Genomic DNA, 25,808 nt, shown 5'->3' with positions numbered 1-25,808 from the left:
CTTATTGTCTTGATTCTTGAATTTGTGCAAAAGTCTTTCCAGTATCAGCGAGAATAGCATCTCTTCCTGTATACACCTGCCAACGCTTTATCGTTACATCTACAAAGGCGGAATCAAGTTCTATGGTTCTACAGATTCTTCCTGTCCTCTCACATGCAATCAATGTACTTCCAGAACCACTAAATGGATCAAGAACTATATCCCCTGGTCCACTGCTGTTTACTATCGCTCTCTCCATTAACTCCACTGGTTTCATCGTTGGGTGCAGTGAGTTGTACGTTGGCTTATCGTAAAACCAGAGATCACTTTGATTACGTCCCCCATGCCACTCACGTTTATTGCCATTTTTCCAACCGTAGAGTATTGTTTCGTATTGTCTTTGATAATCAGATCTTCCTAGCGTAAAATGATTCTTTGCCCAAATTATAAATGTCGACCAACGACCACCTGCTTCTTCAAATACCTTCTGCAAGGTCGAAAGCTCTGATGATGATGCACAGATGTAAATTGCCCCTTTGGTGTATGCTAAAACGTGAGAACAAATGTCATACAGGAAAAGTTCGTATTTTTCACCTTGATCATCGTTTAGTATTTTTTTGTCTTCTCTTTCCTGACTGTCACCATATGCTACGTTATACGGAGGGTCACACACGGTAATATCTGCCATTTTATCGTCTAATACCGCTTTAAATGATTCAACCAGACAACTATCACCACAATAGATTCGATGACCACCTAAAATCCATAGATCCCCTGGTTTTGACACTACTGACTTTTTATCAACCAATTCCACCCCCTCTTTTTCTCCTCTTTCTACTTCTTCTTTCCCATCAATGTCGTCGAGAAAACGTTGAACTTTTTCCAGCTCAAACCCAGTCATTTTTAGGTCAAACTGCAAATCTTCTAACTCTTGAATTTCTACCTTCAAAAGATCATCGTCCCACTTTGCCCAGTTAGCTGATTGATTTGCTAGTAACCGAAAAGCTTTGGTTTGGGCTTCACTTAAGTTATCACTGAGCACCACTGGAATACTCTCCATACCCAGTTTTCTTGCTGCTTTAAGCCTTAAATGACCATCAACCACAGTGCCATCGCTTTTTGCAACTATTGGGATACGAAAACCAAATTCCCGAATAGAGGCACACATTCTGTTTACTACATCGTCATTCTTGCGAGGATTACGATCGTATTCGACAAGATTTTCAATAGGATAGTAGTGTGTTGCTAAGTTCATATTAGTGGAAATTCTTATTAAATTGCTATGTTTAAATTCTTAATAACTTGTTAAAAAGTTAATAATCACAATACGTCTGACGCTAGAGAGGACCCGGGGTTTCGCTCCCAAATCAGCCTGGCTGGCGGGAAGGACCCACTTTCTATGGGATGTTTAGCATATTAAAATCTTTACTAAAATTATTAACATAGAACATCAATGCCAAAGCATCCGCTTCATTATCGTCTTGAGGAAAAAAACCTTTTTCACGTATCGCTTCAATAACTTCACTTTTGCTTGCATTACCATTACCAGCTATAAAGCGTTTTATGGTCTTGACAGGTACACCTTGATAAGGTATATTGTTTTCCTCGCACCAAGCTGTTAAATGAGCTAGAAAGCCTCCGTAGCAATGTGCGGCGTCAGTACCTAAATGTCTTCTTACCTCCTCAAAATACACTGCTTCAATATCTGAAAATCTTTCCCTCATCTCATTGAGCCACCTACGAAAATTTAAGAAGTGCATTCCACCTCCGCTGAAACGGCTACCATGAAAATTTTCACTTCCACTTTGAATTACTCCATCTGTCAGAATTGCCCAGCCTGTTTGTTTGCCGAGGTCTAGTGTTAGCATTTGCTATTATTTAAAACTATGAGTAGCACTGATTCCTAAATATCGTTTGGTTCTGTCAAAATGTACTATCAAAAAGCGGTTTATAGTTTTTTTATTGGCCAACAACGGAAATCCAAGAATCATGTGCTACCCCTAAGAAGTATGTGGGTCGAGGTTGTCTACGTTATAGTAGCTCTTTCAACCACCTCTTAACAGATATATACTAGAAATGAGGTCAGAAATTTGATTTGCACTAAAATTTTTTTGTTTTAGTTGATCTTAAGTTATTTCTTCCAAAAAGTTGATATGAGCTAGATTTGAAAAAACAATAAGTCGTTTGAAAGAATTGAAAATAACTTAACTTCTCAATTACGCAACTCACCAGAAGCCCACCTCAGATTACACTTCTTTCTTTTGCTATCAGATACCAAGAGGCTATTGAGTATTCCGCGGAGACCTGACCAAACTCAGTAGACCAGCGTTTATTTGAGTTTTATCAGCATAAAAAAAAGATGAGAGTAAGAGCCTCTGAAGCCTGTTAAACTTATGAAAGCTATTGCAAAAATATCAAGTGAGTTTTCTAAATAAGACCTTCATACAAATTTTTTCTTTACAATGAATAAAAATGACGTTAAACTTACATGTAAGTTTACTTGCACCAGTAGAATCATTAGGAATGCCTTTCATTTGCCTTTTAAAGGGTGTTACAAGCGTTAGTTAGGTCAGAGTGGTATAATTCTATCCTAAGATCATAGAATCGCTTTAAAACGCAATTACGGGCCATTTGTTTTTATTTGTCTTTCATTTCTTTTATCAGATAACTTTGAAAGAGAGCTTTCCATAGCTTATTATTGTAAGTAAAAGAGAAACGAACAGAGTAGTATGTTTTAAAGTCATACTACTATATTATTATTATATAATAATAGGAGTTATTCTGAAAACTGAAAGTCGAACAAAACCCTCTATAATCCTGGCTTTTTCCCCTATTATTCAGTCTGCGGCTGTAAAATTCGACAATCCCTCTAAGTTATTGAAAATCTCGCATTTCTTTTGCCTTCACTAAATTCAGTCTGCATAGACTAAGCAAATTCTGAAGACAAACTGAGCAAATCCGAAGACTGAAGTAACTCATAGTTTCTATGAAAACTTTATTAATTGCAGATGCTATGATGAACCCAAGTATTCGGATTTTCAACTGGTAAGATGCTACCATTCTCCAGTGATTTATAGTCGGTCGGTAAAATCCTTTCATAAATTGTCACTTCTTTATTCAGTTGATGATCAAATACCGTACTTTTCTTTTCCATGCCTGCAACACAAAGCACCCCATATCTAGTTCTTGCTCCATTTTTACCTTCTCTATTAAATTTTACATAGCCTTTTGTAGCTAAAGTATCAATACGTTCACGGATCGAATGTTGACTACCAAGACCTGCTTTATTCTCAAATGCCTGACAGAACGAATTTATTGTATATAGACGTCCCTTCCGTGCTTCGTCATAAATTAATTGTAGAATAGTATCATACCTACGCGAACGTTCTGCATCTAACTTTTGGCCATAATCTTTATTCACAAGTCTTTGCGATTCATAATCAACTACGTACCAGTTGTTGTTAATCTTATCAATGTATTTTGATGCAATAGCATGGCCATTACGTAACTCAAAGATTAGCTGACGTTTACTTTGTTGTTCATCTGGTCTGTGCATAATTATTCCTGTAGTATAAAATCCCCTTAAGCTGCTTGCACCGCTAAAACTCTGAAATGGATCTTCTTCTAATGATTTCTTTTGTATCTTTTTCGTGTGATGCACTAGAATAACTCCTGCATCTGGATTGACTAATGTCCTTAGCTTTTCAACTCTCTCTTGTAAGAAGAAGAGCATTGCATTATTGTCATTTTCACTACCATTATCACCAGCATCAAAAATATTACGCAGTGGATCAATAGCAATAACATCAACTGTGTTTGAACCAAATGACCTTTCTATTTCAGCAACAACCTCATCCATACTATCGTCGTTTAAAAGCATCTTTACTTGTGGCGTAATTACCAAATTATCTGCAGCAAGCTCTATCAATTCCTCACTAAGTTTTAGTTGTTGTACCCGTTCACGCATATAATGGTAACCAATTTCAGTCTGAAGATAGAAGATTCTTAAAGGTCTCTTAGGCACCATATCAAGGAATGAAACTCCTGCTGCCATATGAAATAGCCAAGAAATAAGAAAGTCACTTTTTCCTACCTTAGGTGCACCAGCAAAGACTAAAAGTCCTCTTGGAGTTAAGATTCTTGGGGCAATTGTATCCTCTGGCATTGATGATTTGTCACTCAAATATTGTCTTGCAGGAAATGAAACAAATCTCTTCGTCTTTAGAATATCAGTAGTTGGAGTATTAGTAGCAGGTAAATTTATACATGGGGTTGAAGCTAAAAATTTTTCGACTTTTATGCCTTCTTCAATACAATCAGCAGCATCCCAGCCCTTTGGTTTATTTTGTGTAATCTTAAGAGTGGTAAGTGATGCAACACCAAGATCTGACAGCTTTTTGGCAGCATTTTCAGCATATCGTTTGCCTGCTTCATCATTATCTGGCCAAATGACAATATGTTTACCCTTAAGCGGAGTCCAATCGGTTTTCTCAATAGGTGCATTTGCTCCAAACATTGCTGTCGTTGCAGTAATTCCTTTCTCGATTAGTGCTTCTGCGCATTTTTCTCCTTCTACGAGAATAACTTTATCAGATTTTAAGATTTCTGGAATGTTGTAGAGTGGCCTTATTTCTGGTTCACCAAAACTTAGCTTTTTAACATCAAAAGGACGATATTCTTTCTTTCCTTCAGGTGGATCATAACGGTAAACTATAACAATCACTTGGTTGTTTTCATCGTAGTAGTTCCAACTACAAGTCAGGTATTGTTCTAGATCTTTGATACTCTTTTTTTCTCTAGCGTGTTGTTTGCCAAGCCATTCACCTATAGAAGCCATTACTTCAGAAAACTCTGTTCTGGCGTTTTTTCTATGCACAGATGCCCAAAGGTCGATAATGTCACCACCGTCCCCAGTTGCGAAATCATTCCATAATCCGGCTTTACTGCCGCTTAGTTCTACTCTTAAACTTTTCCCTCTATTACCCCAGATATCACCTACTTGAAACTCATTTTTGCGAAAAGTTCCACTTGGTAGTAAGTACGAAAGACAAGATCTTATCTGCAACAATAGTTCTGCTTTTAATCTTTCACTGCTTAAACCGAAATTCATAATCCAAAATCCTTAAACGTTTCTTATATGAGTTATACTGTAATGGCTGCTTGTTGTTTGGCTATCGCCATTATTTAAAATGCTACCGCAATTATTCTCAAAAAAAAGTGATAGAATATCAATGGGTTAAAAATCGCATCGCAATTATTTAATTTTGCTCCGCAATTACAATTAGTCTCCGAAAACAACCATTCTTGAAGAAGTTAATTATTCAAGAAAAGTTATGAAATCAAAGAATTCTTACTCGGGAATTAATCCCATAATTGTTAAATACGTTAGACATTACGCAAAATGTATAAAGAACTTAAAGTGTTTTGCTCATGAAAGTCTTGAAGATATTGAGCAAGAACTTTTCTGTATGATTTGGCCTGCTATTGAGAAATATGACGAAAGTAGAAGCTCTTTTTCTACCTTTGTATGTCAACTTATTAAGTGTCGAGCTATTAATTTAATCAATAAGCAACTCTGCAAAAAACGTGGTGGTAGACAAGGTATATTCTATGTTGATCCTGATGAGCTACATGAAGTGGTTGATGATAGATGTCGTTTTATCACTGAAATAACAACTCGTATTGATGTGAACGACGTTATCTCAACACTACCCCAAGAATGGCAAGTACTATGCAGACAACTGGAAATTTTCAGTGTTCCAGAAATAGCTGAAATAAATGGAATACCACGCACAACAGTCTATAACACTTTGCAACGAATAAGACGACACATAAAAAATTTTTTTTAGCAAATCAAACAACAAGTGACAGTTCTAGTATAACTCTTATAGGAGGAACATGATATATGACTTTAAAAATAATAAACAGCGAAGAAAGAGTAAAAATGGTAACAGGTGTGAAGATAGTAATCTTTGGACCTTATGGAATTGGCAAAACCAGTCTACTCAAAACTCTCGATGAGTCAACAACACTCTGTCTTGATTTTGAAGCAGGACTTCTAGCTGTACAAGACTGGAAAGGAGATTCAACTGAGATTCGTACTTGGAATGAGGCTAGAGACATTGCTTGTCTTATTGGTGGTCCTAATCCTGCTGTCAGAGCTGATCAAGCATACAGTCAAAAACACTATGAGCATGTCTGTAGCAAGCACAAAGATCTTCTTTCTGAAGTTTCTAAATATCGCTGTATTTTTATTGACAGTATAACTATTGCGTCAAGTGTATGCTTTTCATGGGCAAGAATGCAACCTGAGGCTTTTTCCGATAGATCGGGAAGAGAAGACAAAAGAGCTGCTTACGGCACACTTGCTCAAGAGATGAGGGCTTGGCTCAATCAGTTTCAACATATTCGGGATAAAGACATCATCATAGTTGGCACTTTAGGTCAGTATCTTGATGATTTCAATCGTCCAACCTGGCTGCCTCAATGTGAAGGGGCTAAAACTGCCAGTGAAATTCCCGGCATTGTTGATGAAGTAATCAGCATGGTTGGAATCAAGAAAGATGATGGTACGGAAGTACGTTCATTTGTCTGTCAGACGATTAATTCTTGGGGATATCCAGCTAAAGATCGAAGTGGCTGCCTTAATATGGTCGAAGAACCACATTTGGGTAAGCTACTTACAAAAATTAAAACCAAATCTTTTTCTACTACTACTCAAATTTCTACTCAACTTGGAGCGTAATTTATGACACAAAGCTTTTTAAATATCGATTTAAATATTGGTCAAAAAATTCCCTTTTTTAGTGTTAAGGAATACTTGGATGATCAATCGCCAATACCAGAAGATATAATCTCACCAAGAATTTTAACAAAAAGAGGCTTATTGGTACTAGGTGGCCCTCCTAAGATCGGAAAGAGTGACTTTTTGATTTCTTGGCTCGTTCATATGGCTGCTGGAGTTTCGTTTCTTGGTATGACGCCGAGTAGACCTTTGAAGATCTTCTACATGCAAACTGAAATTGAATACGAATATATGAAAGAGCGTTTGCAACAGTTAAAATTCGACAAAGAACTTTTGGCTGTAGCTGCAAGTAATCTCATTATTACCCCTAAAGTACAACTCTCATTTAGCCATGACGAAATAAGTGAAATCAGAGAAATTGTGAAAGAACGCTTTAAACCTGATATTTTAGCCATAGATCCATTGCGGAACATCTTTAGCAGTGAGTATGGAAATGAAAATGATAATAGTGCTATGCTGTTCTTTTTACAAAAAACACTCGAAAAGCTACGTAATGTTATCAATCCAGATGCTGGTATAGTGTTGACCCATCATACGAAAAAATTATCTAAGAAAATGCTGGAAGAAGATCCATTTCAGGGCCTAAGTGGTGCTGGGTCTTTAAGGGGATTCTACACTACTGGAATGGTGATGTTCAGTCAAGATGAAGGAAGCACTGTCCGCCAAATAGTATTTGAGTTACGTAATGGTGAACGTGTGCCAAGTAAGCTTGTCGATAAGATAAATGGTAGTTGGCAGCTTGTGGACCAGCTAAGGTTTTAATTTATAGACTTTTAGCTAATTTAAAAATGGAGAGTTATATGTTAGAAGATTTTTTAACTGATTTTAATACTGCAAAATCAAGAAGTAGCTTAATACCTGCTGGTACTATAGCAAAAGTATTAGTGAAAATTTGTCCTGGAGGTCATGAACCAAATGGCTTACTGACGAAAAGTAAAAATACTGGCAGCATTTACTTAAATCTCGAATTTACTGTGGTAGAAGGACCATACTCAAAACGTAAGATCTATCAAATTTTTGGTATTCAAGGTAGTAAACTCAACGAAAATGGAGAAGATGTCTGGGGAGAAATGGGTCGTTCGATGATCAGGAGTATTTTGGAGTCAGCTCGCAATATCTATCCTCATGATGATCGAGAAGAAGCAAATCTTGCCCGTAAAATTAAATCTATTTCGGAACTAAATGGCCTGGAATGTTTAGTTAAGGTTGGCACGGAAACTAGTGGATATGGTGAAAAAAATAAGATTATCTCAGTCATTACTCCAGAGTATGGTAGTTATGCGAGTTTTATGAAGGGCTCAGAGCCAACAGTTAATTGGAATTAAAAAATTTAAAAGTAAAAAAAATAGTAAAAAAATAAATATGGGGGATATATGGATTTTTGGAGTATTACAGAAAACTTTTTGTGGAAAGATTCTGAAGATGTTTTAGGAATTAGATCACTGCTACTTCATAACATTAAAGCATGCATTTCTCATTTTTTTCCTAATGGGAGATTTTATAAAAAGAAGTTTTGCGTTGCTGATCTACAAAAAGACCAAATCATAGTCGACATGAAAGCAGGAAATTGGTCTAGCTTGGTTACTGGTAAAAGTGGAGATATAATTAGTCTTTGGGCACTTGTGACTGGTAAAAACAAACTTCATGAAGTGATTGGCTTAATATCAAAATGGCTCAATGCTGAAAGATTTATTTATTTTGATGAAAATGGCAAAGATATTATTTATGTCTACTTTTACAATGCCAACCGTTACTATGCTTGGAGCTCTAAAACGTGTACAAAACCACTTTTCAATATTCCCAAAATTATAAAATCTAATAGAGTAGTTGTAGTAAAAGGTGAAAAATGTGCTGAAAAACTAACAAACCAAGGTATTACTGCAACAACGGTGATGTTTGGAATAGATGACTCAATCGATGAAACAGATTTTTCACCACTCAATGGAAAACATATCATCATTTGGCCAGATAATAATAAAGCAGGTAAACAGTATGCTGAAAAAATCGCCAATAAGCTGAGTAACCTAAAGTGCTCTATTCTAAATATTCCAGAAGATAAAAAGGGTGGATGGAATGCCATTGATGCTATTGCGGAAAAAATAGATATAAACCAGCTATTAATCTCAAATAATGCAGTAGTTAAAGAAAACGTCTCAGCTTTTTCTGTAAAGCAGTATTTGGGCGATAAGTCACCAATACCAAAAGATATAATTTCCCCAAGAATCTTAACACCAGGTGGATTATTAGTATTTGGCGGTACTCCGAAGGTCGGAAAGACTGATTTTTTGATTTCTTGGCTCGCGAATATGTCTGCAGGTGTTCCATTTTTTGACATGGTACCAGCAAAACCTCTAAAAATCTTTTATCTACAGACTGATGTTGGCTACCATTATATGCGTGAGAGACTACAACAACTTAAGATTGACAACAAACTTTTGAACTTAGTTGAAAATAACTTTGCTATTACGTCTGATGCTAATTTACTACTTGACGAGAACAATATCAGTAAAGTTTATAATACCGTGAAACAATTTTTCAACCCAGCAGAGGTAGATGTTATTGTTATTGACTCTTTACGCAATGTCTTTAACTATAGAAATGAAAATGACAATGATGTTATGTACGCGTTTTTGCAAGAAAAAGTCGAAAGGTTACGTTCTGCAATTAATCCAAATGCAGGTGTTATTTTAACCCACAATGTTAATAAAAAGCTTCCTAAAGAAAATCCTTTCCAAAGTTTAAGTGGTGCAAGCAGTTTAAGAAATGTTTATACTTCCGGTATACTCATGTTAAAGCCAATAGAAGAAGAAAATATTCGTCAGTTGATGTTTGAATCAAAAAATGGCCAGTCTTTACCAACAAAATTTATCAGTAAGATTGATGGGTCCACAGGTTGGTCAAATAAATGCTATTTTAGGAGTAGATACTCTTAAAAAGAAAGTTGACGTTTGTTGGTAAAAGGCAAGAAGCGACACAGAGCCTTTTGCTGATCTAGAAAAAGAAATAAGTGAACAAGAGGTCCTAAAGAAGTAGAAAATTTACTTTTTCAATGCAAGAGTAAAAGGATTGAGACGATAACCGTACTCTTTACAAGTTAATTCTGGCCAGCCAATAGTTTGAATAATATCGTCACGTTTGATGCTCAATCCTAATTGGTTAGCCAGTTTTCTTTTATTTGTCTTTGCATTTTATTCAGAGGATATCTTATTTGTTGTTCTAAATCTGTAATTTCTGAATGAAAAATTAAACGGTCTGCTATTTTTTCAATGCTCAGTGGTATATGTTGCTCTAATGGTAGATCATTTTTAAAGTCATCAAGAAATTGTTTGAATAAAACGCGAAAAATACTAATGCACAATGTAGCTCGTTTATTTACTACTTCGATGTCATTGATGTAAACCACACCATGCGAAAACTTTAGTTGTAGCACCTTTTTTGGTAATTTAGGTTTAACTTCCTTTAGTGAAATAATGGGAAAGATTTGCGTAGAAACATTAGCAATTAACTCTGGTATAGCTGCTTCAAGAATTATTTCATGTAAAGTTTTATGTTCACAAAGAAGATCAGACATTTTTACGATAGGCAAAACAAGTGGCAAGTTTGGTACATTTTCTCTTACGGTAATAAGGGTAGTGGGCTGAATTCTAAGTTTATCTATGGTGAAATGTACTGCATCAGTGCAAAGGTCGAGAATAATTAGGCTTACGATGCTACCTTGGCTACTTACGTGGTAAACTCCTTCTGCTGCTTTTTGCCAGATTAATTTTGAGTCGTTTAATAAATCCTCAAACCAATTTGCAATTTTTTCTAAGTTAAGATTGGTCGATAGTAGGTGAAATCGTTGTTTCTGATGAGTATTTGGTAAAATGTAACGACAACAATCTTCACAAAGCATGTCATCACACTCTTCATCAAAATCTGGACTAATAGGAATTTCATTATTACAATCTGGGTAAAATACGTGAGGCCAATCTAGATGATCTTCTTCGCGAGAGCAAATAACAAAATCAACCTCTTTTAATTTAATAAAACCAAAGCCAGACAACCACAACGCAGTTTCTAAATAAGCTTTACTAGGATCAATCCAGGAGTCATGAGATCTCAGAATATCTGCAACAGCTTGCTTTTGGGAGAATTGTAAGTCCATAGGTTTCTTTCATTAATGATTTAAAATCTTCACGCTCGTTTTTATTGAGTATGTGCTCTGAGTAATAAATAATAGTATAATGCTGGTTTCTTTTAAAGAACAGAGTCACTTTCTTCTCTTGAAATACAATACGAATAGATTCAACAAGTGAATTATCTTGCCCGATTGTTAGTTTCAGCATTTGTAATTCCCGAGCAATTGAGTTAACTGGATTGGTGACTACAACTAAGTACGTATCTTTCTTGAGCTGAGTTGAACGAAACTTTACCTCAAATAAACAAATATTAGGATCAGCACCTTCTATGGAAGATTTCAAGAATGTTGCAACAAGAAGTGTACAATTCTGGTCTTGCATGTTGATGAATAAGCATTCGCGTTCAAAATAATGACTTACGATACTATTTGCTATTTTTAGGCTTTCACTAAAATTCTTAGCACATAGATTTACTTGATTACCATGTAGTGCAAAATCCAGAATAATCCAATCTGGCCTATATCCATGGATAATGCGGTTTGAACTGAAGAGTAAGTCTTTATTGCTAGCACGACGTATAAACACGTATATACGATTTTGATGGTAGAAAAAACCTTGTAGTTGAGTTTCAAAGCCATCATCTTTTTCAGCATCGTATTCTTGTAGTAATTGGTGAATAACTTCTTTTGATATAAAGTTTTTAAATGGAATTTTCATCTGCCTTGGAGAATTCTGTAAAGCAAAAGATGAAAATCCTTTCTTTTGTACTTTATCAAAGTGGTAAACACATTTGATTAATTCTGGGTCACTATGAAATAAAACAAAGATCAAGGATTTTTTATCATGTTTATTGTTTTTACATAAAAACTGTGTGATCAACTCTTCATTCAAAGCAGATTTTGCTACTTCAACAACAGCAGATTCAAGTTTAGAATGGTTAAAATGACTAAGTAGATAATAGTTGAACAAAGAATCTGAACAGTCCATGAGCATTTTACGTTTTTGTTGAACTGAGATATCATCATACTTCCAAAGCTCGTGTTCTTTAAATAATTGCTCATTTTGCTGACCTTTAAAACAGTGAAGAAAGATAACATTTAGTTGTCTACCTGAGAGGGAATAAAGCCAATTTTTACGCATTTCCTCATTTTGAAAGCTGAGTAGCCAATGATCTACAGGCATTTCTAAACTGCTTTCCCAGAAATCTCTGCTGGGATAAAGACCAACCATACAGTATGTATAATATAATGAGCTATATTTTACATAAGTAAAAAATTAATCAACAGAAATTTAAGCGAAATATCGATAAAATATTTTTCTTTTACTTAAACATACAACTATGAAAGATGTATATATTAAGTAATAGGCATGCGTTAAAGAAGCTTTCATCTTATACCAATCTCATAGGTAATGGAAAAAGAGTGCTTTTTGCCTATAGTTCCAGGTTTGAGCCATTCCCAATAACAAAGACAAACTACAGAGAGAGAAATAATGTCAATCCTCACCCAAACAGGAAGAGCAGCAATAGCAGCAAGCATAAAAGAGCAAGTTATACATCTTGCTTGGGGAAGTGGTGATGGAAACTCTGGAAGTAGCCATAAAGTGGAGAAGATTTTTACCACTGATGGCAAACTAACCCTAGATCATCACCCCATCAAAGATGTGAAGGTTACTACAGGACAGATAATTTATCAGCCAAGTATAGACTATACAATTGATAGCAATACTAGTGTAATTAAACTGGTGGAAAACAGCTCTATCACGGCAAATAATGCAGTCACTATAGAGTATACTCAAAATACACCACCAGAGCCGATAACGTCTGAAAAACTGCTCAATGAACTTGGTAGACGTACCGCTCAAGAAGTTCTCTTCTGCACAGGTGATGAAAACGAAGAGCTTTTGACTCCATCTGGAAGGTTTAAATCTTCCGCTGTACCAACCAATAACCTTTTTCTCAAGTTTACTTTCGATTTCACGGACGCAGCAAATCAAGTTATCAGGGAACTCGGGGTTATGGTTGGTACTAAAATAAAAGAAGGATTACCTAGAGGACAGAGATATTTTGAGCCAAAAGATGTAGAAAATCCTGGAATCTTGCTGGTTTTAGAACACACTGTGCCACTTATCAGAACAGCTGCAACTCGGGAAACTTTTTCGTTTGTTGTAACATTTTAGAAAAAGGGAAAAAGATGACTTTAAACGCCTATTATAACCGCTTTAATCCTGATAAAGAATACGAAAAAAGCTTGTTTCTAGCAGGAAGAGGTTTACAGTCTGCAGAATTAAACGAGACTCAGGAGTATGCTCTCTCTAAGCTTAAAGGCATAGGCGATGCAATATTTCGTGATGGCGATGTTATAACAGGAAGCAATTGTATTATAGATGGGGAAACTGGTAAAGTTACACTTGAGTCAGGAAAAATCTATCTTCGTGGAGCAGTTAGAAAAGTAGAAGCAAAAGAATTTGTTATTCCACTGAGTACCACAGTTCGCATAGGTGTTTATTATGTAGAATCTACCATTACAGAACTTGAGGATGAAAACCTTCGTGATCCTGCTATTGGTACAAGAAACTATCAGGAAGTAGGAGCTGCAAGGCTTAAAGTTTCCACCATTTGGGGTTATCAAGCAGAAGGTCTTTCTCCACGTTTTTCTGAAGGAGAGTTTTATCCAATCTATAACATTGAAAATGGAGTATTAATAGAACATTCACCACCTCCACAAGCAAATATAGTAACTACTGCTCTTGCTCGTTATGACAAAGAAGCAAATGGTTCCTATGTTGTAAATGGCCTTGAAGTAATGTTCCTGCAAAAGGAAGAGGGGGAAGGAGGAAAAAAAATATTTGTAATTAATGAGGGAAAAGCTCATGTTGATGGCTATGAAATTGAGTTACCTCACAGTATTCGTGTTTCTTTTGATGAAGATCCAGATATAAAATCAGTTGAATCAGAACCACATACTTTTCAGCCAAATAGCCAAAGAGTAATGGAACTTAAAGTTAATGATTTTCCAATAAGTGAAATTAAAAAAGTAGATATAACTGTTCAAAAAACCATTACTGTTACTCACGGTTCATATTCTGGAGCTATTGATCCGATACCTGACTCTGCAGTACTTGAGATTATTCAAGTTAAACAAGGAGACGTTATTTATGAAAATAGTGTAGATTATAAACTAAACGCCGGAAATGTTGATTGGTCATTGGCAGGAAAAGAGCCAGCGCCAGGAAGCAGTTACCTGATAACCTATCGCTGTCGTACTCAGGTAAGCCCTGAAGATATAAATGAACAAGGATGTAAAGTAAGAGGAGCAGTTGATAATAGTCTGGTTTTGATAGATTACACCTGGAAGATGCCCCGCTTTGATTTAATCACTCTAGATGCAAAAGGGGTGGTAAGGAGAATAAAGGGAATTGCTCATCCATGGCGACCATCGATGCCTAAAGCCCCTAGCGGACAACTTTTGCTCTGCTACATTCATCAGACGTGGAAAAAAGGCGAAGGGGTAAAAATAGTGAATAATGCTATTCATGCTGTGCCGATGAACGAATTGGAAGCAATGAAAAAAGGAATAAATGATCTTTATGCATTAGTTGCAGAGGAGCGTCTACGCAGTGATGCAAATTCAAGAGAACCTACCACCAAAAAAGGGGTATTTGTAGATTCGTTTTTTGATGACGATATGCGTGATCATGGGGTAAAACAGTCTGCAGCAATAGTAAACAGAGAACTAGTTTTACCAATAGATGTAACGGTTGCTGATATTGACGGGGGAGAAAAACCTTATCTTTTACCGTATGAACTCGAACCGGTACTGGAGCAGCTTTTACAGACTAAAGGAGAAAAGATCAATCCATATCAAGCTTTTGATCCAGTTCCGGCACAAATTACTCTAAATAAAAATATAGATCACTGGACAGAGGTCACCACGAATTGGAAAAGTCCAGTAAATAGAGTATTTAATGTTAAAGAAACAACAGAGCTGCTGTCAAGTACCTCATATGAAGCTGAATTTATGAGAGAAGCAGTACAGAATTTTGAGATCGAAGGTTTTGAGCCAAGTGAGAAGCTTAAAGAGATAAAGTTTGATGGAATTTTTATTCAACCTCAAGCATAGAAAATATTTGAAAGAAAAACATGATCGCAACATTTATTGCTGATAACAGAGGAAAAATAAAAGGAAGATTTACTGTACCAAGAAACATTCCTGCTGGGACTAAGTTAGTGCAGTTTTTCGGTGATAAAGGCAGTTATGGAGAAGCAACTTATACTGGTAAAAAAACTATTACCATAGAGGAAAGAAGAAGAGTTATCGCAGCAAGAAGAGTTGATCCTTTAGCGCAAACATTTACTTTAAATGAGAGTAGGCACATAGGAGGTGTAGAGCTATGGTTTGTAAATAAAGGCAAAAAACGTGTTGTTGTGCAGATTAGAGAAACAGCAGTGGGAATGCCCTCACAGACTGTCATTGCTGCAAGCTATATTGAGCCGAAAGATATAAAAGTAGATGGCACAGCAACACGTATAGAGTGGTCACCAGTGTTTTGCCATGCAGGAAAGGAGTATGCAATAGTACTACTTACTGATGATGCAGATACTGCAGTAAAAATAGCAGAACTTGGCAAGTATGATGCAGTAAATAGTAGGTGGGTAACAAGTCAACCATATCAAGTAGGAGTATTACTTTCATCAAGCAATGCAAGTACCTGGACTCCACATCAAAACTTTGATCTTACGTTTCGACTACTAGCTGCAAAATTTAGCGAAAATTCTCACGTTATTGATCTTGGTAAAGTTACAGCAAACAACGTATCGGATTTAATAGTTTTGACGAACGTCGAAAAAGTAGCATTTGATACCAATGTGGAATTTATTCTGACAGATGAAGAAGGAAAAGAAAATTTTCTATCTGATAACTTGCCGCTCGCGCTGCGTGAAAGACTATCTGGAGAGTTAACAGTAAAGGCAAATTTAAAAGGGTCAAAAGAAAAAAGTCCAGTGCTATATCCAGGGTTACAGCTAGTTCTAGGTAATCTTTCAGAGTCTGGAGATTATGTTACAAGAAGTATTACAGCAGGAGCTAACACTAAGATTACCATAACATATGATGCGCTAATACCTGGCACTGCAGATGTTAAAACTTATGTAGAGAAAAACGTGGGAGAATGGCAATTAGTAAATTTAACATCAGGAAAACCAATTGGAGAAAATTGGGTAGAGAGAACTCATGTGCTGACAAACTTTAATGGCAATGAGACAAGGATAAAATTAGTTTTAAGTGGAACAGTTATCTATCGTCCTAAAGTCAAAAATTTGCGAGTGATTATTACTTGAATCAATGCCAAATGACCAAAGCAAACGAGGATATACACTACCACATCCAGAAAATATTGCAGTGGAAGATGTAGTACGTATTCGAAAAGCTATAGAAAAAATAGATGAGGATATGAGTAAGGGAGAAAATAAACATAATCAACTGAAAAGTAATTTTGAACGATTTAGATTTGAAACTTTTTTGAATTTTTGGGAATGAAAGAAGCAATATACCAAAGGATAAAGGATTTAGCAGTAAGTAGCACACCTGATCAACTGGCATATCTTGCAAAATCGCTGGAATTGATAGCAGATAAAAAAGCTATTTCCAACGTTGTGCAGATGACTGAAGTAAAAGGGATAATTAATGCACTACAAAAAAGACTTAAGGATTTAGTAGCAAACAGTACTCCAGATCAATTAGCATATCTTGCTAAAGCATTGGAATCAATAGTCGACAAAAGTGCGGTTTCTGAAATTGTGCAGATGACAGATGGTAAGCTAAAAGAACTTCTTGATAGTGCAAAAAAACACCTAAATGATATAAACAGCAATAAAACAAACTCAATATCAGCAATAACTGCAGTAAAAACAGATTCCGTTAATGAAATCAACAAGCTTAGGGATAATTCCTTAAATACTTTAAAAGCATCATCAGATTCGCATATATCGCTACTTGATACGAGAAAGAATGCCAATATTGCAGCAATAAATAGCATTAGTAACAGTCATAAAGATGGTCTTAAAGGTTTAGTAGAAGATTTTCGTGCTGTTAATAATGTACCATCTGGCTCATCAATTATTAGGGAAATAGAAACTCGTGATAACCAGTTAAAAACATCCCTGATAAATGAGGTAAAAACTCGGGATGAACAGTTAAAAGCGTCTCTTATAAATGAAATAAGAAAGCGTAATATGATTGAATCAGGTACATTACCTTTCTTATTTGGTGTACTTGGCAGAAAAAATAATTACTTTGGCCACGGAACTTTTACAACAGAGCTTGGAAAGTGGAGTAGTGATATAACAAAAACCGACTATATGTTGCAATTACTAGCAGGTAGCCATACATACGATACAGATTACGTTAGTTTTTATCGGCCAAGACAACTAAGTTTTATAGAGGGAAATAAAGGAACATTTATTTACGGAGAGTTATGCACAAAAAGCTTTTCGGGTAGTTATGATGAGATATACTATTACCCATATGCTGCACTTGGAGTAGTATTTGTAAAAAATACAACGAATGTGAACATAAATAAAACAATAGAATTTGTTGGATCATCGTACTCGAGTACGGAGTATGGGGGTGCAGGACTATTTGTGGGAACACCAGATAATACCAATTCTAATAAATCAAGTATTTCAAGAATAATATGGAAAAATGTTTACCAATACATGAGTTCTGATAGCAAATTAGCTGGATCTGGTAATGTGGAGATCCCAGCAGGAAAAACAGTTGCAATATTACTTTACACATCATCTTACCTATGTTCCAGAACACAAGTCAGTCAAGGTATGCTTGCATCAAATTATGTATACAACTATGGTCAATTTATTCAGTGGGGAATATATAACATACGTAGCAATTTTCTAACCACGGGGCTTGAAGTAGATGTAGAGAGAACGCTAAAAGCTTGGCAATGTCCTGGGTTATCTGAAACTTATGAACTCTGGAGGTAACAAAGAATGTCTATCTACATTAGATTTGAGAATGATAAACAAGTAGAAACAACAACGCTTGAAAGTAAGCCAACAGGGAATGATTGGTACGAAGCGCCAAAGAATTTTGACTGGCAAAAAAGTTATTGTTTAACAGAAGGAGAGAAAATTGTTGAAAGGAATAAGGAAGATATTGAGCTGGAATTATTGGAAAATGCGAAACTTTCTGCACTTGATAGTGTGCGTTTTTATTTTAATAACTATACTAACGAATACGCTGGAAATTCTCACCAAAAAGCTAAATCGTATCAAATACAAGAAAAAGCCGCAAAAAGCATTCTAGCAGCACCAGAGTCTATAAGTAAAAAGGATACAGAAATTATAGAACCATTAGCAAAAGTCCGTGGTATTACAGTTATTGAAATGGCAAGAATAATTGAAGAAAAAGCAAAAAAAGCAGTAAAAGAAATAATTAAATGTGAAGAGTTGGAAGACATTACCAAGAAGAAAATTGCAGAAGCCAAAAGTAAAAATGAGCTAGAGAACTTACTAAACGATTTTAAACAAAAGATACAAAGAAATGGCTGAAGAATTTTTACACGGAGTAAATGTTATTGAGGTAACCTCAGGAGCAAAGACAGTACGTACAGCTAAATCATCAGTGATAGGTGTAATTGGTACTGCCCCTGAAGCTGATGAGCAAAAGTTTCCGCTAAATAAACCAGTGTTAATTGCAGGAAGCTTAAAAGAAGCAGCAAGACTTGGAAAGAGTGGCAGTTTACCTTCTGCAACAAACGGAATATTTTCCCAGATTGGTGCAACAGTAGTAGTTATTCGAGTTAAAGAAAGTGAAAACAGCGATTCAAAGCTCAAAGAAAGTGAAACTATCCAAAATATAATTGGCGGTGTTGATAAAGAGACTGGAGAGTATCAAGGGATAGAGGCATTCCTCAGTAGTGAAAGCATAGTTCATATTGCTCCAAGAATATTAATTGCACCTCAGTTTACTCATCAGTTACCTGAAATAGATGGAGTAAATTCAGTAGTGAGTGCTTTAATTTCCATAGCAGAAAAATTAAGAGCAATTATTGTTGCAGATGGACCAAATACTAATGATGAAGAAGCAATAAAATGGAGAAAAAGTGTAGGCAGCTCAAGAGTTTACGTAGTTGATCCATGGGTTAAGGTATTTATTGAAGGAAAAGAAGAAATTTTTCCTCCAAGTTCATTTGTAGCTGGTTTGATAGCCAAAGTAGATAGTGAACAAGGATTTTGGCATTCGCCTTCAAATAAAGAGATAAATGGTATTGTTGGAACAAGCAGGCCTATTGATTTTACGCTCGGTAATACAAATTGTAGAGCAAACCACTTGAATGAAAATGAAGTAACAACGATAATTCATCAAAATGGCTATAGGCTTTGGGGCAATAGAACATGTTCAAATGACTCAAAATGGGCTTTTTTGTCAGTGAGAAGGACTGCAGATTTAATTAATGATAGTTTACTTCGAGCTCATCTCTGGGCAGTTGATCGAAATATCACCAAAACTTATATAGATGATGTAATTGAGGGGGTGAATTCCTATCTGGCAAGTTTAAAAGCACAAGGGGCGATTATTAGCGGAAAATGTTATGCAACACCAGAGCTCAATACACCGGCAAACATTGCAAGCGGGAAAGTGTATTTTGACTTCGAGTTTACACCACCGTATCCGGCTGAGCAAATAATATTCAGATCTCATCTTGTAAATATAAGTTAGGAGAAAGCAAAGTGTTACCAAAAATACTGAGAAATTTTAACGTATTCGTTGATGGTCGTGGTTATGCAGGAAAAATAGATGAAGTAACCTTGCCAAAGCTCACCATTAAAACTGAGGAATATAGAGCTGGTGGTATGGATATTCCAATAAATATTGACATGGGCATGGAGAAGCTTGAAGCAGATTTCACTTTTTCTGAATACGATACAGAGCTCTTTCGGCTATTTGGGTTGATAAATGGAAATTCAGTAGCTTTGACGCTCCGTGGTGGAATGCAGGGAAGTGGAAGTAATGATATTGAAGCAGTAGTAATAAATTTAAGAGGAATATTCAAAGAATTTGACTTTGGTAGCTGGAAACCTGCTGAAAAAGCCACTCTAAAATGCACTGTAGCTGCTCATTACTATAAACTTACTATAGGTGGTAATGAGTTAATAGAAATCGATGCTGAAAATATGATTAGAAAGATAAATGGCGTTGATCAAATGGCCTTGCTACAAACGATTCTAGGGATCTAATATGGTTGACAAAATTACATAAAAATGTTAAAATATAAGAAGTTGTAGGTATATAGTTAATATGGATTCTAAAGCTCATACAAATTCCATAGAGCAGCTAACTGGTTTACTTGTTAGTGTAGCACAATCTCAAGACAAGTCCGTTTTAAAGTTATTAACTGAATTAATGGAAGAAGAAATTGAAGATATGGAATTATCTAAGATTGCTGACGAACGCTATAAAGAAAAGAGGGTTAAACATCAAGATGCCTTCTGGGATTAAGCCTTACAATATAGACTATTCAGAATCTGTTATAAAGAAAGACATTCCGGCTCTTCCAGCAAAAGTAAAGTTAATGATTAAGAAGGCAATAATGGAGCGTCTAACAGTTGATCCAATTGGACTTGGAAAGCCATTAAAGCATAACTTAAGTGGACAACGTAGTCTACGGGTGAGTACCTATCGTATACTTTATTATATAGATGTACCAGAACATACAGTAGTTATTACTTCAATTGAACACAGAAAAGATTCTTATCAAAGCTAATCCTATTTATAGCACCATGCAAAGAAATTAGTTATGTAAAAGCCGATATAGACTTTTATTTAATTAACTTTTTAAGGAGGAACATGCAAGCTATAACACTTAATAACCCAATAACAGTTGATGGTATTTCTGTCTCAGAACTTACTGTTAGACGTCCAAAAGTTAGAGACTATTTGGCAATAGAACGCCTTAATGGTAGTGATCTGAGTAAGGAAGTAACTTTGACTGCCAATTTGACATCAGTTGCAAAAGAAGCAATTGAAGAGTTAGATATTGCTGATTATGTAAAAGTGCAAGAGGTATTAAAGGATTTTTTTTCACCAATTATTCAAAGGATTTGAGGTCAGAAGTAATAGCGCTCAGTTCTATTATTGGTAGTGGAATTGAGCCTTTGCTTGATATGGAAATTAATGAATTTATTCTATGGCATGAAGCAGCGAGAAAGGTACAATGTCAACGTTATCTATAAAAATCGGAGCAGTCTTAGATGGCAGTTTCAGTACTGTAATAAAAGGAAGTAGTAGTCAACTTACTCGTCTTGGTGAGAATATAAGAAAGCTTGACTCATCTTTAAAATCAGTATCAAAGTTTAAGCAGTTGGGTCATGATGTTTTGACTAGCAGGAGGTCGTGGAAGGGCTTTGAAGATCAAGTAAAATCTTTAGCTAAACAAATGAAAGAGGTAGAGAAACCGAGCAAAACTTTAAAAGCTGAGTTTGATAAAGCTAAATTTTCTGCAACAAAAGCAAAAGAGGCATACTTAAGGAAGAGAGATGCTTTGCATTCATTCAATGAAGAAGTAAGAAAAAGTGGAAGAAATATTAAGTCATTAGTAAGTGATCAATATAAACTTGGTTCTTCTATTGAAGTGCTAAAAGGTAAGTATGGTAAGCTTGGGTCTGCAATACGTAGTCACCAAAGTTTTTTAGCAAGCAAATCACATTTTAAGTCACAAATTATAGAAACTATTGGGCTAGGGCTAACGCTTGCAGCACCAATTAAAGTTGCTATTGATTTTGAAAGTGCTATGGCTGATGTAAAAAAAGTAGTAAAATTTGTGCAAAATGACACTAAAGATGAAGCATCAAAGTTTGCTAAAGAATTAAAGAAATTATCTCGTGAAATACCCTTGTCAGCTGCAGAATTAGCACAAATAGCTGCAAGTGGTGGTCAACTTGGTATCAAGAAAGAAGATCTTTTTATGTTTACAGAAACAGTGGCAAAAATGTCTACAGCATTTGATATGTCTGCAGAGCAAGCAGGTGATTCTATAGCTAAACTCTCTAACGTTTATGGAATTGATGTTAGTGAAATGGAACATGTTGGTAATGTGATCAACCACTTGTCAGATAACACTGCTGCTAAAGCAAAAGACATGGTTGAAGCTCTAGCAATAGTTGGTGGTACTGCAAAACAGTTTGGATTAAAGTTTGAACAAACCAGCAGCTTAGTAAATGCTTTCATTAGCTTAGGCAAACAACCAGCAAAAGCAGGAACTGCCATAAACGCTTTACTTTCTAAGCTTCAAACTTCTGAAGGTCAAGGAAAAGAGTTTAAGGCAGCACTAGAAGAAATGGGTATAGCCACAGAAGAAATGGTGCAAAGAATAAGTGAAAATGGGGAAGAAGCATTACTCTACTTTTTTCAAACTCTAAAGAAAATGGATAATCAGGAACGTTCTACAATCCTGATGAAACTTTTCGGTCAGGAATATCAAGATGATATTGCATTATTAGCTGGAAGTTTTAACAAATACGAAGATGCTATAAGGTTACTATCTGACACAGAAGAGTACAAGAGCTCGTTGCAGAAAGAATTTCAAAACCGTGTAGACACCACAGCCAGTAAATTACGACTTCTTCGCAACGCAATAGCTGAAGTTGGTATGAACCTGGGTTCAGTGATGCTGCCTACTTTAAAATCTATAGCTGAATTTTTACAAGAAAAAACTAGAAGCATAGCGTTATTTGCAGAAAAATATCCAACTTTAACCAAAGCAATCATGGGTACTGTAGCAGCCTTGATAAGTTTAAAAGTTGTAGCAGTGGGACTAGGATACGGATTTACATTGCTAGGAAGTACGATTTTTAGTCTGAAAGCAAACCTACTTGGAGTATTTTCATTTTTATCAGCTACAGTTTTTCCTGCAGTAGTAACAGGACTAAGAGCAGTAACACTCGCTATAATGAGTAACCCTATAGGACTTTTAATTACTGGACTTGTCACTGGCGCAGCACTTGTTATAACTAACTGGCAAAAGGTAAAAGACTTTTTCTCTAGCTTTTGGAAATCGATAATAAAACCCATAGAAGAAGCTTTTTCATGGATAGGTGAAAGTATATTTGGAAAAGTATTGGGAAATAGCCCACTGAAAGAGTTTGAAAAAAGAAAAACTGAAGTAAAAGCAGTGCACACTCCCCTAAAAAGTAATATTCTCAACAGTGGAAATCCTGTGCTAGGTAACAGTATAATTAAAGAATTTTCAAAGAGAAATAAAAATAGCTTCAGAGTCAAAAGCCTTATTGAGGAGAAAAAGTTTACAGAGAGCGATAAGATATTTGCAAGGAGTAAGTTTGAAAATAAAGAACAAAATAAAACTCAGAACATCACTAATAATTACACTATCAGCATTAAAGCAGAACCTAACCAAGATGTTCGTAGTCTTGCAGATGAAGTAATAAAAAGGATAAGAGAAAAGTCACGTGATGTTTTATTTGATACGGTAGAGACATTTTATTGATGCTATCTCTTGGTCCGTATAAGTTTGCTCCCACAAGTTTAAAGTATAGCAGAGAAAATCGTTGGAGCACGATTGAGTGTATTGAAAATATGCCACTATTACAAAATATCGGTCAAGGTGTAGAAAATATAGATTTAGAAGGAATGATTTATCTGCATAATCTCAACGTGCTAAATCAATTAAAGAGTGTGAAAGAAACTGAAAAACCACATATTTTAGTAGATAGTTTAGGTAATATTTTAGGACAATTCGTAATTACTAGGTTAGAAGAAAAGCAGATGTATTTTTTACCTAATGGACTACCGAGAAAAATTGAATTTAGTTTGAGTTTAAAAAGCTATAGATGACTATATACTATGTGAGTAAAGAAAATGAGATGTTAGATCTGATTTGCTGGAAACATTACGGATTTACTGATGGAGTAGTGGAATTAGTACTAGCAGAGAACTTGGGTTTGGCAGAATACGGAAGCTTTTTGCCCGCAGGATTAAAGATAAAGCTTCCTACTATTAAGAAAATAGTACAAAAGTCAAAATTAAAGGTCTGGGAATAAATGCAGCCAGATTTTATAATAGATAAATGTGAATCAATTAAAGATAGAGTTATATCATTGCACCTTACAGATGAATCAGGAATAATAGATGATGTAGTTGAAGTGTGTGTTGATTACAGGGATGAAGACATAGATATTCCGAATGAATTGAACATAGCACTAGGTTATAAGGAAATTGGAATCTTTCCAATGGGTATATATACAGTCAACGAAGTGACTATACAGGGTCCACCTAAGACTCTACTAATCAAAGCTCATGCAACAAATTTAAGAATATCTTTGAAGGCAAAAGTATCAAAAGAATGGCGCCAAATTACCATAGAAAACTTAGTAAAAGAAATAGCCCAAAAACATGGATATGGATACAAAGTCGCTGAGGAATTTAAGGATGTATTGATACCCCATATTAATCAGGCAGATGAAAGTGATATAAGTCTGTTAACAAAGATCGCAACAGAGCGTGAAGCAATGGCAAAATTAGCTGGTGGGTATATATTGTTTATTTCAAAGAATATGGCAAAATCAGCCACAGGAAAAGCTTTAGGAACAACGACTATTAGACCTCAAGATACAATTAACTGGAAAGTGCATTTTACCGTACGTGATAAGTATAATTCAGTAGTGGCAAAATGGCATAGCTATGAAAAGGGTGAAACTATTAAAGAAACAGTTGGTAGCGGCGAGCCAAGTTATATTATGTTAGAAATGTACTCAAATGCAGAATCAGCACTAAGTGCAGCAAATGCTAAGTTAAAACAACTAAAGCGAAATAATGCAGTATTGGATATCACTATACCTGGTAATCCAGAGTTATTTGCAGAAGCTAAACTTAATCTTATAGCTTTTAATCAAGCGGTAGATGGTGAATGGATAGTTAACAGAGCGGAGCATACTTTAAATAGCTCAGGTTACCTTACTATGTTGTCAGCATCTTTGAGTAAGTAATGCTAATAAAAAATGAGTAAATGATCTATTTAATATTAAAAAGATGTTGAATATGGATAAATTGGGTCAAGATACAAAAAACAAGCTGCATTTTTGGTGGCTTATAACAGTAATAGTATGTATTATTGCTACCTATTCCTACATGAAGGCAAGAGCTGCAGATAATTATAAAACGATGTTACGCATTGCTTCTCAAAATTGTAACTTAGAGACTGTAAAATTCTTAGTAGAAAATCTATTAGATATTAATGTGCAGATCCCTAAATTAACAGCACTACATTATGCTGCAGAAGAGGGATGTGCAGAGGTTGTAAAATTCCTAGTAGAAAAAGGAGTTGATATAAATGCTACGAAATATGAAAGATGGACACCTTTACATGCAGCTACATATGAAGGCAAATTGGAGATAATTAGATTTTTATTAGACAAAGGTTCAGAACCTACCATTAGAGACACAGATGGAAAAAATCCAAGAGATGTAGCTGTATTAAGGTCAAGGCACAATAAAGATAAACCTTACAAGGAAATCATAAAGCTACTTGCTAAAGCAGAAGATCAATACGAATCAACAAAAAGTAATCACTAAAGCTGTAAGTTTTCTATAATCTGCATATAAATTTCCAAAACTATCCATAACAAGTTAATATTTTCACATGAAAAAGCAAAAAATCCCAATAGCGGTAATAATAACAATAGTTGTACAGACTGTAGGATTCATATGGTGGTTGGCAAAACTCGACCTACGTGTACATATCCATGATAAATTTGTAGAAAAAAACCAAGAACTAATAGAAATAGTCTATCGACTTGAAGAGAGAGTGAAAAACCTCACTGAAGAAGTCAATGAACTTGAAGATATTCACAAACACAAATAAATTTTACA

27 protein-coding genes are annotated in these 25,808 nt (G+C 35.4%); 22 read left to right on the top strand and 5 right to left on the bottom strand.

What is annotated here, in order from left to right; translation table 11 throughout:
* Position 1: 1 nt before the first annotated feature.
* The 3 genes from ABWU69_RS01510 to ABWU69_RS01500 form a co-directional block, all read right to left on the bottom strand.
* Positions 2–1,234: a DNA modification methylase gene (locus ABWU69_RS01510; protein WP_353285291.1), complete on the bottom strand. Its 1,233-nt coding sequence runs from the start codon at positions 1,232–1,234 to the stop codon at positions 2–4.
* A 142-nt stretch (positions 1,235–1,376) separates the two neighbouring features.
* Positions 1,377–1,847 carry a crossover junction endodeoxyribonuclease RuvC gene (locus tag ABWU69_RS01505; protein ID WP_353285290.1) on the bottom strand — a complete coding sequence of 157 codons (471 nt, stop codon included), beginning with the start codon at positions 1,845–1,847 and terminating at the stop codon, positions 1,377–1,379.
* A 1,130-nt stretch (positions 1,848–2,977) separates the two neighbouring features.
* Entirely contained in the window at positions 2,978–5,089 is a 2,112-nt protein-coding gene (locus tag ABWU69_RS01500) for an AAA family ATPase (protein WP_353285289.1), read from the bottom strand.
* 223 nt (positions 5,090–5,312) lie between these two features.
* On the opposite strand from ABWU69_RS01500, the gene ABWU69_RS01495 reads away from it, so the two are divergent.
* The 5 genes from ABWU69_RS01495 to ABWU69_RS01475 are packed head-to-tail and all read left to right on the top strand — an operon-like array spanning position 5,313 to position 9,717.
* The gene (locus tag ABWU69_RS01495; protein ID WP_353285288.1) at positions 5,313–5,828 is read left to right on the top strand and encodes a sigma-70 family RNA polymerase sigma factor; all 516 of its coding nucleotides are present in this window, start codon (positions 5,313–5,315) and stop codon (positions 5,826–5,828) included.
* A gap of 56 nt (positions 5,829–5,884) precedes the next feature.
* Positions 5,885–6,724: an ATP-binding protein gene (locus tag ABWU69_RS01490; protein ID WP_353285287.1), complete on the top strand. Its 840-nt coding sequence runs from the start codon at positions 5,885–5,887 to the stop codon at positions 6,722–6,724.
* Between the two features lie 3 nt (positions 6,725–6,727).
* Positions 6,728–7,546: an AAA family ATPase gene (locus ABWU69_RS01485; RefSeq protein WP_353285286.1), complete on the top strand. Its 819-nt coding sequence runs from the start codon at positions 6,728–6,730 to the stop codon at positions 7,544–7,546.
* A 38-nt stretch (positions 7,547–7,584) separates the two neighbouring features.
* Positions 7,585–8,109 carry a hypothetical protein gene (locus tag ABWU69_RS01480; RefSeq protein ID WP_265031305.1) on the top strand — a complete coding sequence of 175 codons (525 nt, stop codon included), beginning with the start codon at positions 7,585–7,587 and terminating at the stop codon, positions 8,107–8,109.
* 48 nt (positions 8,110–8,157) lie between these two features.
* Positions 8,158–9,717: an AAA family ATPase gene (locus tag ABWU69_RS01475; RefSeq protein ID WP_341823691.1), complete on the top strand. Its 1,560-nt coding sequence runs from the start codon at positions 8,158–8,160 to the stop codon at positions 9,715–9,717.
* 215 nt (positions 9,718–9,932) lie between these two features.
* Here ABWU69_RS01475 and ABWU69_RS01470 read toward each other — a convergent pair whose 3' ends face one another.
* Positions 9,933–10,931 (bottom strand): hypothetical protein, encoded by a 999-nt coding sequence (locus ABWU69_RS01470; protein WP_353285285.1) that lies wholly within the window; start codon positions 10,929–10,931, stop codon positions 9,933–9,935.
* Entirely contained in the window at positions 10,876–12,087 is a 1,212-nt protein-coding gene (locus ABWU69_RS01465) for a hypothetical protein (RefSeq protein ID WP_341823688.1), read from the bottom strand. The genes ABWU69_RS01470 and ABWU69_RS01465 overlap by 56 nt, the downstream gene beginning before the upstream one ends.
* 309 nt (positions 12,088–12,396) lie before the next feature.
* Between ABWU69_RS01465 and ABWU69_RS01460 the strand changes: the two genes are divergently transcribed.
* From ABWU69_RS01460 to ABWU69_RS01380, 17 genes are all read left to right on the top strand, one after another.
* Complete coding sequence (locus ABWU69_RS01460) at positions 12,397–13,083, top strand: hypothetical protein (protein ID WP_353285284.1); 687 nt, start codon at positions 12,397–12,399, stop codon at positions 13,081–13,083.
* A gap of 14 nt (positions 13,084–13,097) precedes the next feature.
* Positions 13,098–15,026 (top strand): DUF4815 domain-containing protein, encoded by a 1,929-nt coding sequence (locus tag ABWU69_RS01455; RefSeq protein WP_353285237.1) that lies wholly within the window; start codon positions 13,098–13,100, stop codon positions 15,024–15,026.
* 20 nt (positions 15,027–15,046) lie between these two features.
* Positions 15,047–16,243, top strand: coding sequence for a hypothetical protein (locus ABWU69_RS01450; RefSeq protein ID WP_353285236.1), 1,197 nt, complete (start codon positions 15,047–15,049; stop codon positions 16,241–16,243).
* 4 nt (positions 16,244–16,247) lie between these two features.
* On the top strand, positions 16,248–16,442 hold the full coding sequence (locus ABWU69_RS01445) for a hypothetical protein (RefSeq protein ID WP_264376309.1): 195 nt from the start codon (positions 16,248–16,250) through the stop codon (positions 16,440–16,442).
* Positions 16,439–17,905 carry a hypothetical protein gene (locus ABWU69_RS01440; RefSeq protein WP_353285235.1) on the top strand — a complete coding sequence of 489 codons (1,467 nt, stop codon included), beginning with the start codon at positions 16,439–16,441 and terminating at the stop codon, positions 17,903–17,905. The genes ABWU69_RS01445 and ABWU69_RS01440 overlap by 4 nt, the downstream gene beginning before the upstream one ends.
* A 6-nt stretch (positions 17,906–17,911) precedes the next feature.
* The gene (locus ABWU69_RS01435; protein WP_353285234.1) at positions 17,912–18,472 is read left to right on the top strand and encodes a hypothetical protein; all 561 of its coding nucleotides are present in this window, start codon (positions 17,912–17,914) and stop codon (positions 18,470–18,472) included.
* On the top strand, positions 18,465–19,643 hold the full coding sequence (locus ABWU69_RS01430; protein WP_353285233.1) for a phage tail sheath subtilisin-like domain-containing protein: 1,179 nt from the start codon (positions 18,465–18,467) through the stop codon (positions 19,641–19,643). The genes ABWU69_RS01435 and ABWU69_RS01430 overlap by 8 nt, the downstream gene beginning before the upstream one ends.
* A gap of 11 nt (positions 19,644–19,654) precedes the next feature.
* Complete coding sequence (locus ABWU69_RS01425) at positions 19,655–20,161, top strand: phage major tail tube protein (RefSeq protein WP_353285283.1); 507 nt, start codon at positions 19,655–19,657, stop codon at positions 20,159–20,161.
* A 61-nt stretch (positions 20,162–20,222) separates the two neighbouring features.
* Entirely contained in the window at positions 20,223–20,423 is a 201-nt protein-coding gene (locus ABWU69_RS01420; RefSeq protein WP_007303020.1) for a hypothetical protein, read from the top strand.
* Positions 20,407–20,688, top strand: coding sequence for a type II toxin-antitoxin system RelE family toxin (locus tag ABWU69_RS01415; RefSeq protein ID WP_010082215.1), 282 nt, complete (start codon positions 20,407–20,409; stop codon positions 20,686–20,688). Before ABWU69_RS01420 ends, ABWU69_RS01415 begins: the two co-directional genes overlap by 17 nt.
* Before the next feature lie 83 nt (positions 20,689–20,771).
* The gene (locus ABWU69_RS01410) at positions 20,772–21,029 is read left to right on the top strand and encodes a phage tail assembly protein (protein ID WP_353285282.1); all 258 of its coding nucleotides are present in this window, start codon (positions 20,772–20,774) and stop codon (positions 21,027–21,029) included.
* A 109-nt stretch (positions 21,030–21,138) separates the two neighbouring features.
* Positions 21,139–23,427 carry a phage tail tape measure protein gene (locus tag ABWU69_RS01405; protein WP_353285281.1) on the top strand — a complete coding sequence of 763 codons (2,289 nt, stop codon included), beginning with the start codon at positions 21,139–21,141 and terminating at the stop codon, positions 23,425–23,427.
* Positions 23,427–23,774 (top strand): phage tail protein, encoded by a 348-nt coding sequence (locus ABWU69_RS01400; protein WP_022626303.1) that lies wholly within the window; start codon positions 23,427–23,429, stop codon positions 23,772–23,774. Before ABWU69_RS01405 ends, ABWU69_RS01400 begins: the two co-directional genes overlap by 1 nt.
* The gene (locus ABWU69_RS01395; RefSeq protein WP_010081876.1) at positions 23,771–23,980 is read left to right on the top strand and encodes a tail protein X; all 210 of its coding nucleotides are present in this window, start codon (positions 23,771–23,773) and stop codon (positions 23,978–23,980) included. Before ABWU69_RS01400 ends, ABWU69_RS01395 begins: the two co-directional genes overlap by 4 nt.
* Positions 23,981–24,925 (top strand): phage tail protein, encoded by a 945-nt coding sequence (locus ABWU69_RS01390; RefSeq protein WP_341811554.1) that lies wholly within the window; start codon positions 23,981–23,983, stop codon positions 24,923–24,925. It abuts the gene before it with no gap.
* Between the two features lie 52 nt (positions 24,926–24,977).
* Entirely contained in the window at positions 24,978–25,511 is a 534-nt protein-coding gene (locus tag ABWU69_RS01385) for an ankyrin repeat domain-containing protein (RefSeq protein WP_341811553.1), read from the top strand.
* Between the two features lie 67 nt (positions 25,512–25,578).
* On the top strand, positions 25,579–25,800 hold the full coding sequence (locus ABWU69_RS01380) for a hypothetical protein (protein ID WP_353285280.1): 222 nt from the start codon (positions 25,579–25,581) through the stop codon (positions 25,798–25,800).
* Positions 25,801–25,808: the final 8 nt, after the last annotated feature.

The sequence above is a fragment of the Wolbachia endosymbiont (group A) of Beris morrisii genome (genome assembly GCF_964028185.1).
Lineage (GTDB): Bacteria > Pseudomonadota > Alphaproteobacteria > Rickettsiales > Anaplasmataceae > Wolbachia.
Note: the sequence above shows the minus strand (reverse complement) of the source record. Positions and strands in the feature narration are given on the sequence as shown.

Coding starts and splice junctions, on each gene's coding strand:
- ABWU69_RS01470 (WP_353285285.1), bottom strand. CDS start 10,931: ATGGACTTACAATTCTCCCAAAAGCAAGCTGTTGCAGATATTCTGAGA.
- ABWU69_RS01415 (WP_010082215.1), top strand. CDS start 20,407: ATGCCTTCTGGGATTAAGCCTTACAATATAGACTATTCAGAATCTGTT.
- ABWU69_RS01385 (WP_341811553.1), top strand. CDS start 24,978: ATGGATAAATTGGGTCAAGATACAAAAAACAAGCTGCATTTTTGGTGG.
- ABWU69_RS01490 (WP_353285287.1), top strand. CDS start 5,885: ATGACTTTAAAAATAATAAACAGCGAAGAAAGAGTAAAAATGGTAACA.
- ABWU69_RS01380 (WP_353285280.1), top strand. CDS start 25,579: ATGAAAAAGCAAAAAATCCCAATAGCGGTAATAATAACAATAGTTGTA.
- ABWU69_RS01475 (WP_341823691.1), top strand. CDS start 8,158: ATGGATTTTTGGAGTATTACAGAAAACTTTTTGTGGAAAGATTCTGAA.
- ABWU69_RS01465 (WP_341823688.1), bottom strand. CDS start 12,087: ATGCCTGTAGATCATTGGCTACTCAGCTTTCAAAATGAGGAAATGCGT.
- ABWU69_RS01430 (WP_353285233.1), top strand. CDS start 18,465: ATGGCTGAAGAATTTTTACACGGAGTAAATGTTATTGAGGTAACCTCA.
- ABWU69_RS01405 (WP_353285281.1), top strand. CDS start 21,139: ATGTCAACGTTATCTATAAAAATCGGAGCAGTCTTAGATGGCAGTTTC.
- ABWU69_RS01395 (WP_010081876.1), top strand. CDS start 23,771: ATGACTATATACTATGTGAGTAAAGAAAATGAGATGTTAGATCTGATT.
- ABWU69_RS01460 (WP_353285284.1), top strand. CDS start 12,397: ATGTCAATCCTCACCCAAACAGGAAGAGCAGCAATAGCAGCAAGCATA.
- ABWU69_RS01390 (WP_341811554.1), top strand. CDS start 23,981: ATGCAGCCAGATTTTATAATAGATAAATGTGAATCAATTAAAGATAGA.
- ABWU69_RS01420 (WP_007303020.1), top strand. CDS start 20,223: ATGGATTCTAAAGCTCATACAAATTCCATAGAGCAGCTAACTGGTTTA.
- ABWU69_RS01440 (WP_353285235.1), top strand. CDS start 16,439: ATGAAAGAAGCAATATACCAAAGGATAAAGGATTTAGCAGTAAGTAGC.
- ABWU69_RS01485 (WP_353285286.1), top strand. CDS start 6,728: ATGACACAAAGCTTTTTAAATATCGATTTAAATATTGGTCAAAAAATT.
- ABWU69_RS01450 (WP_353285236.1), top strand. CDS start 15,047: ATGATCGCAACATTTATTGCTGATAACAGAGGAAAAATAAAAGGAAGA.
- ABWU69_RS01410 (WP_353285282.1), top strand. CDS start 20,772: ATGCAAGCTATAACACTTAATAACCCAATAACAGTTGATGGTATTTCT.
- ABWU69_RS01510 (WP_353285291.1), bottom strand. CDS start 1,234: ATGAACTTAGCAACACACTACTATCCTATTGAAAATCTTGTCGAATAC.
- ABWU69_RS01495 (WP_353285288.1), top strand. CDS start 5,313: ATGAAATCAAAGAATTCTTACTCGGGAATTAATCCCATAATTGTTAAA.
- ABWU69_RS01480 (WP_265031305.1), top strand. CDS start 7,585: ATGTTAGAAGATTTTTTAACTGATTTTAATACTGCAAAATCAAGAAGT.
- ABWU69_RS01435 (WP_353285234.1), top strand. CDS start 17,912: ATGTCTATCTACATTAGATTTGAGAATGATAAACAAGTAGAAACAACA.
- ABWU69_RS01455 (WP_353285237.1), top strand. CDS start 13,098: ATGACTTTAAACGCCTATTATAACCGCTTTAATCCTGATAAAGAATAC.
- ABWU69_RS01505 (WP_353285290.1), bottom strand. CDS start 1,847: ATGCTAACACTAGACCTCGGCAAACAAACAGGCTGGGCAATTCTGACA.
- ABWU69_RS01445 (WP_264376309.1), top strand. CDS start 16,248: ATGCCAAATGACCAAAGCAAACGAGGATATACACTACCACATCCAGAA.
- ABWU69_RS01400 (WP_022626303.1), top strand. CDS start 23,427: ATGCTATCTCTTGGTCCGTATAAGTTTGCTCCCACAAGTTTAAAGTAT.
- ABWU69_RS01500 (WP_353285289.1), bottom strand. CDS start 5,089: ATGAATTTCGGTTTAAGCAGTGAAAGATTAAAAGCAGAACTATTGTTG.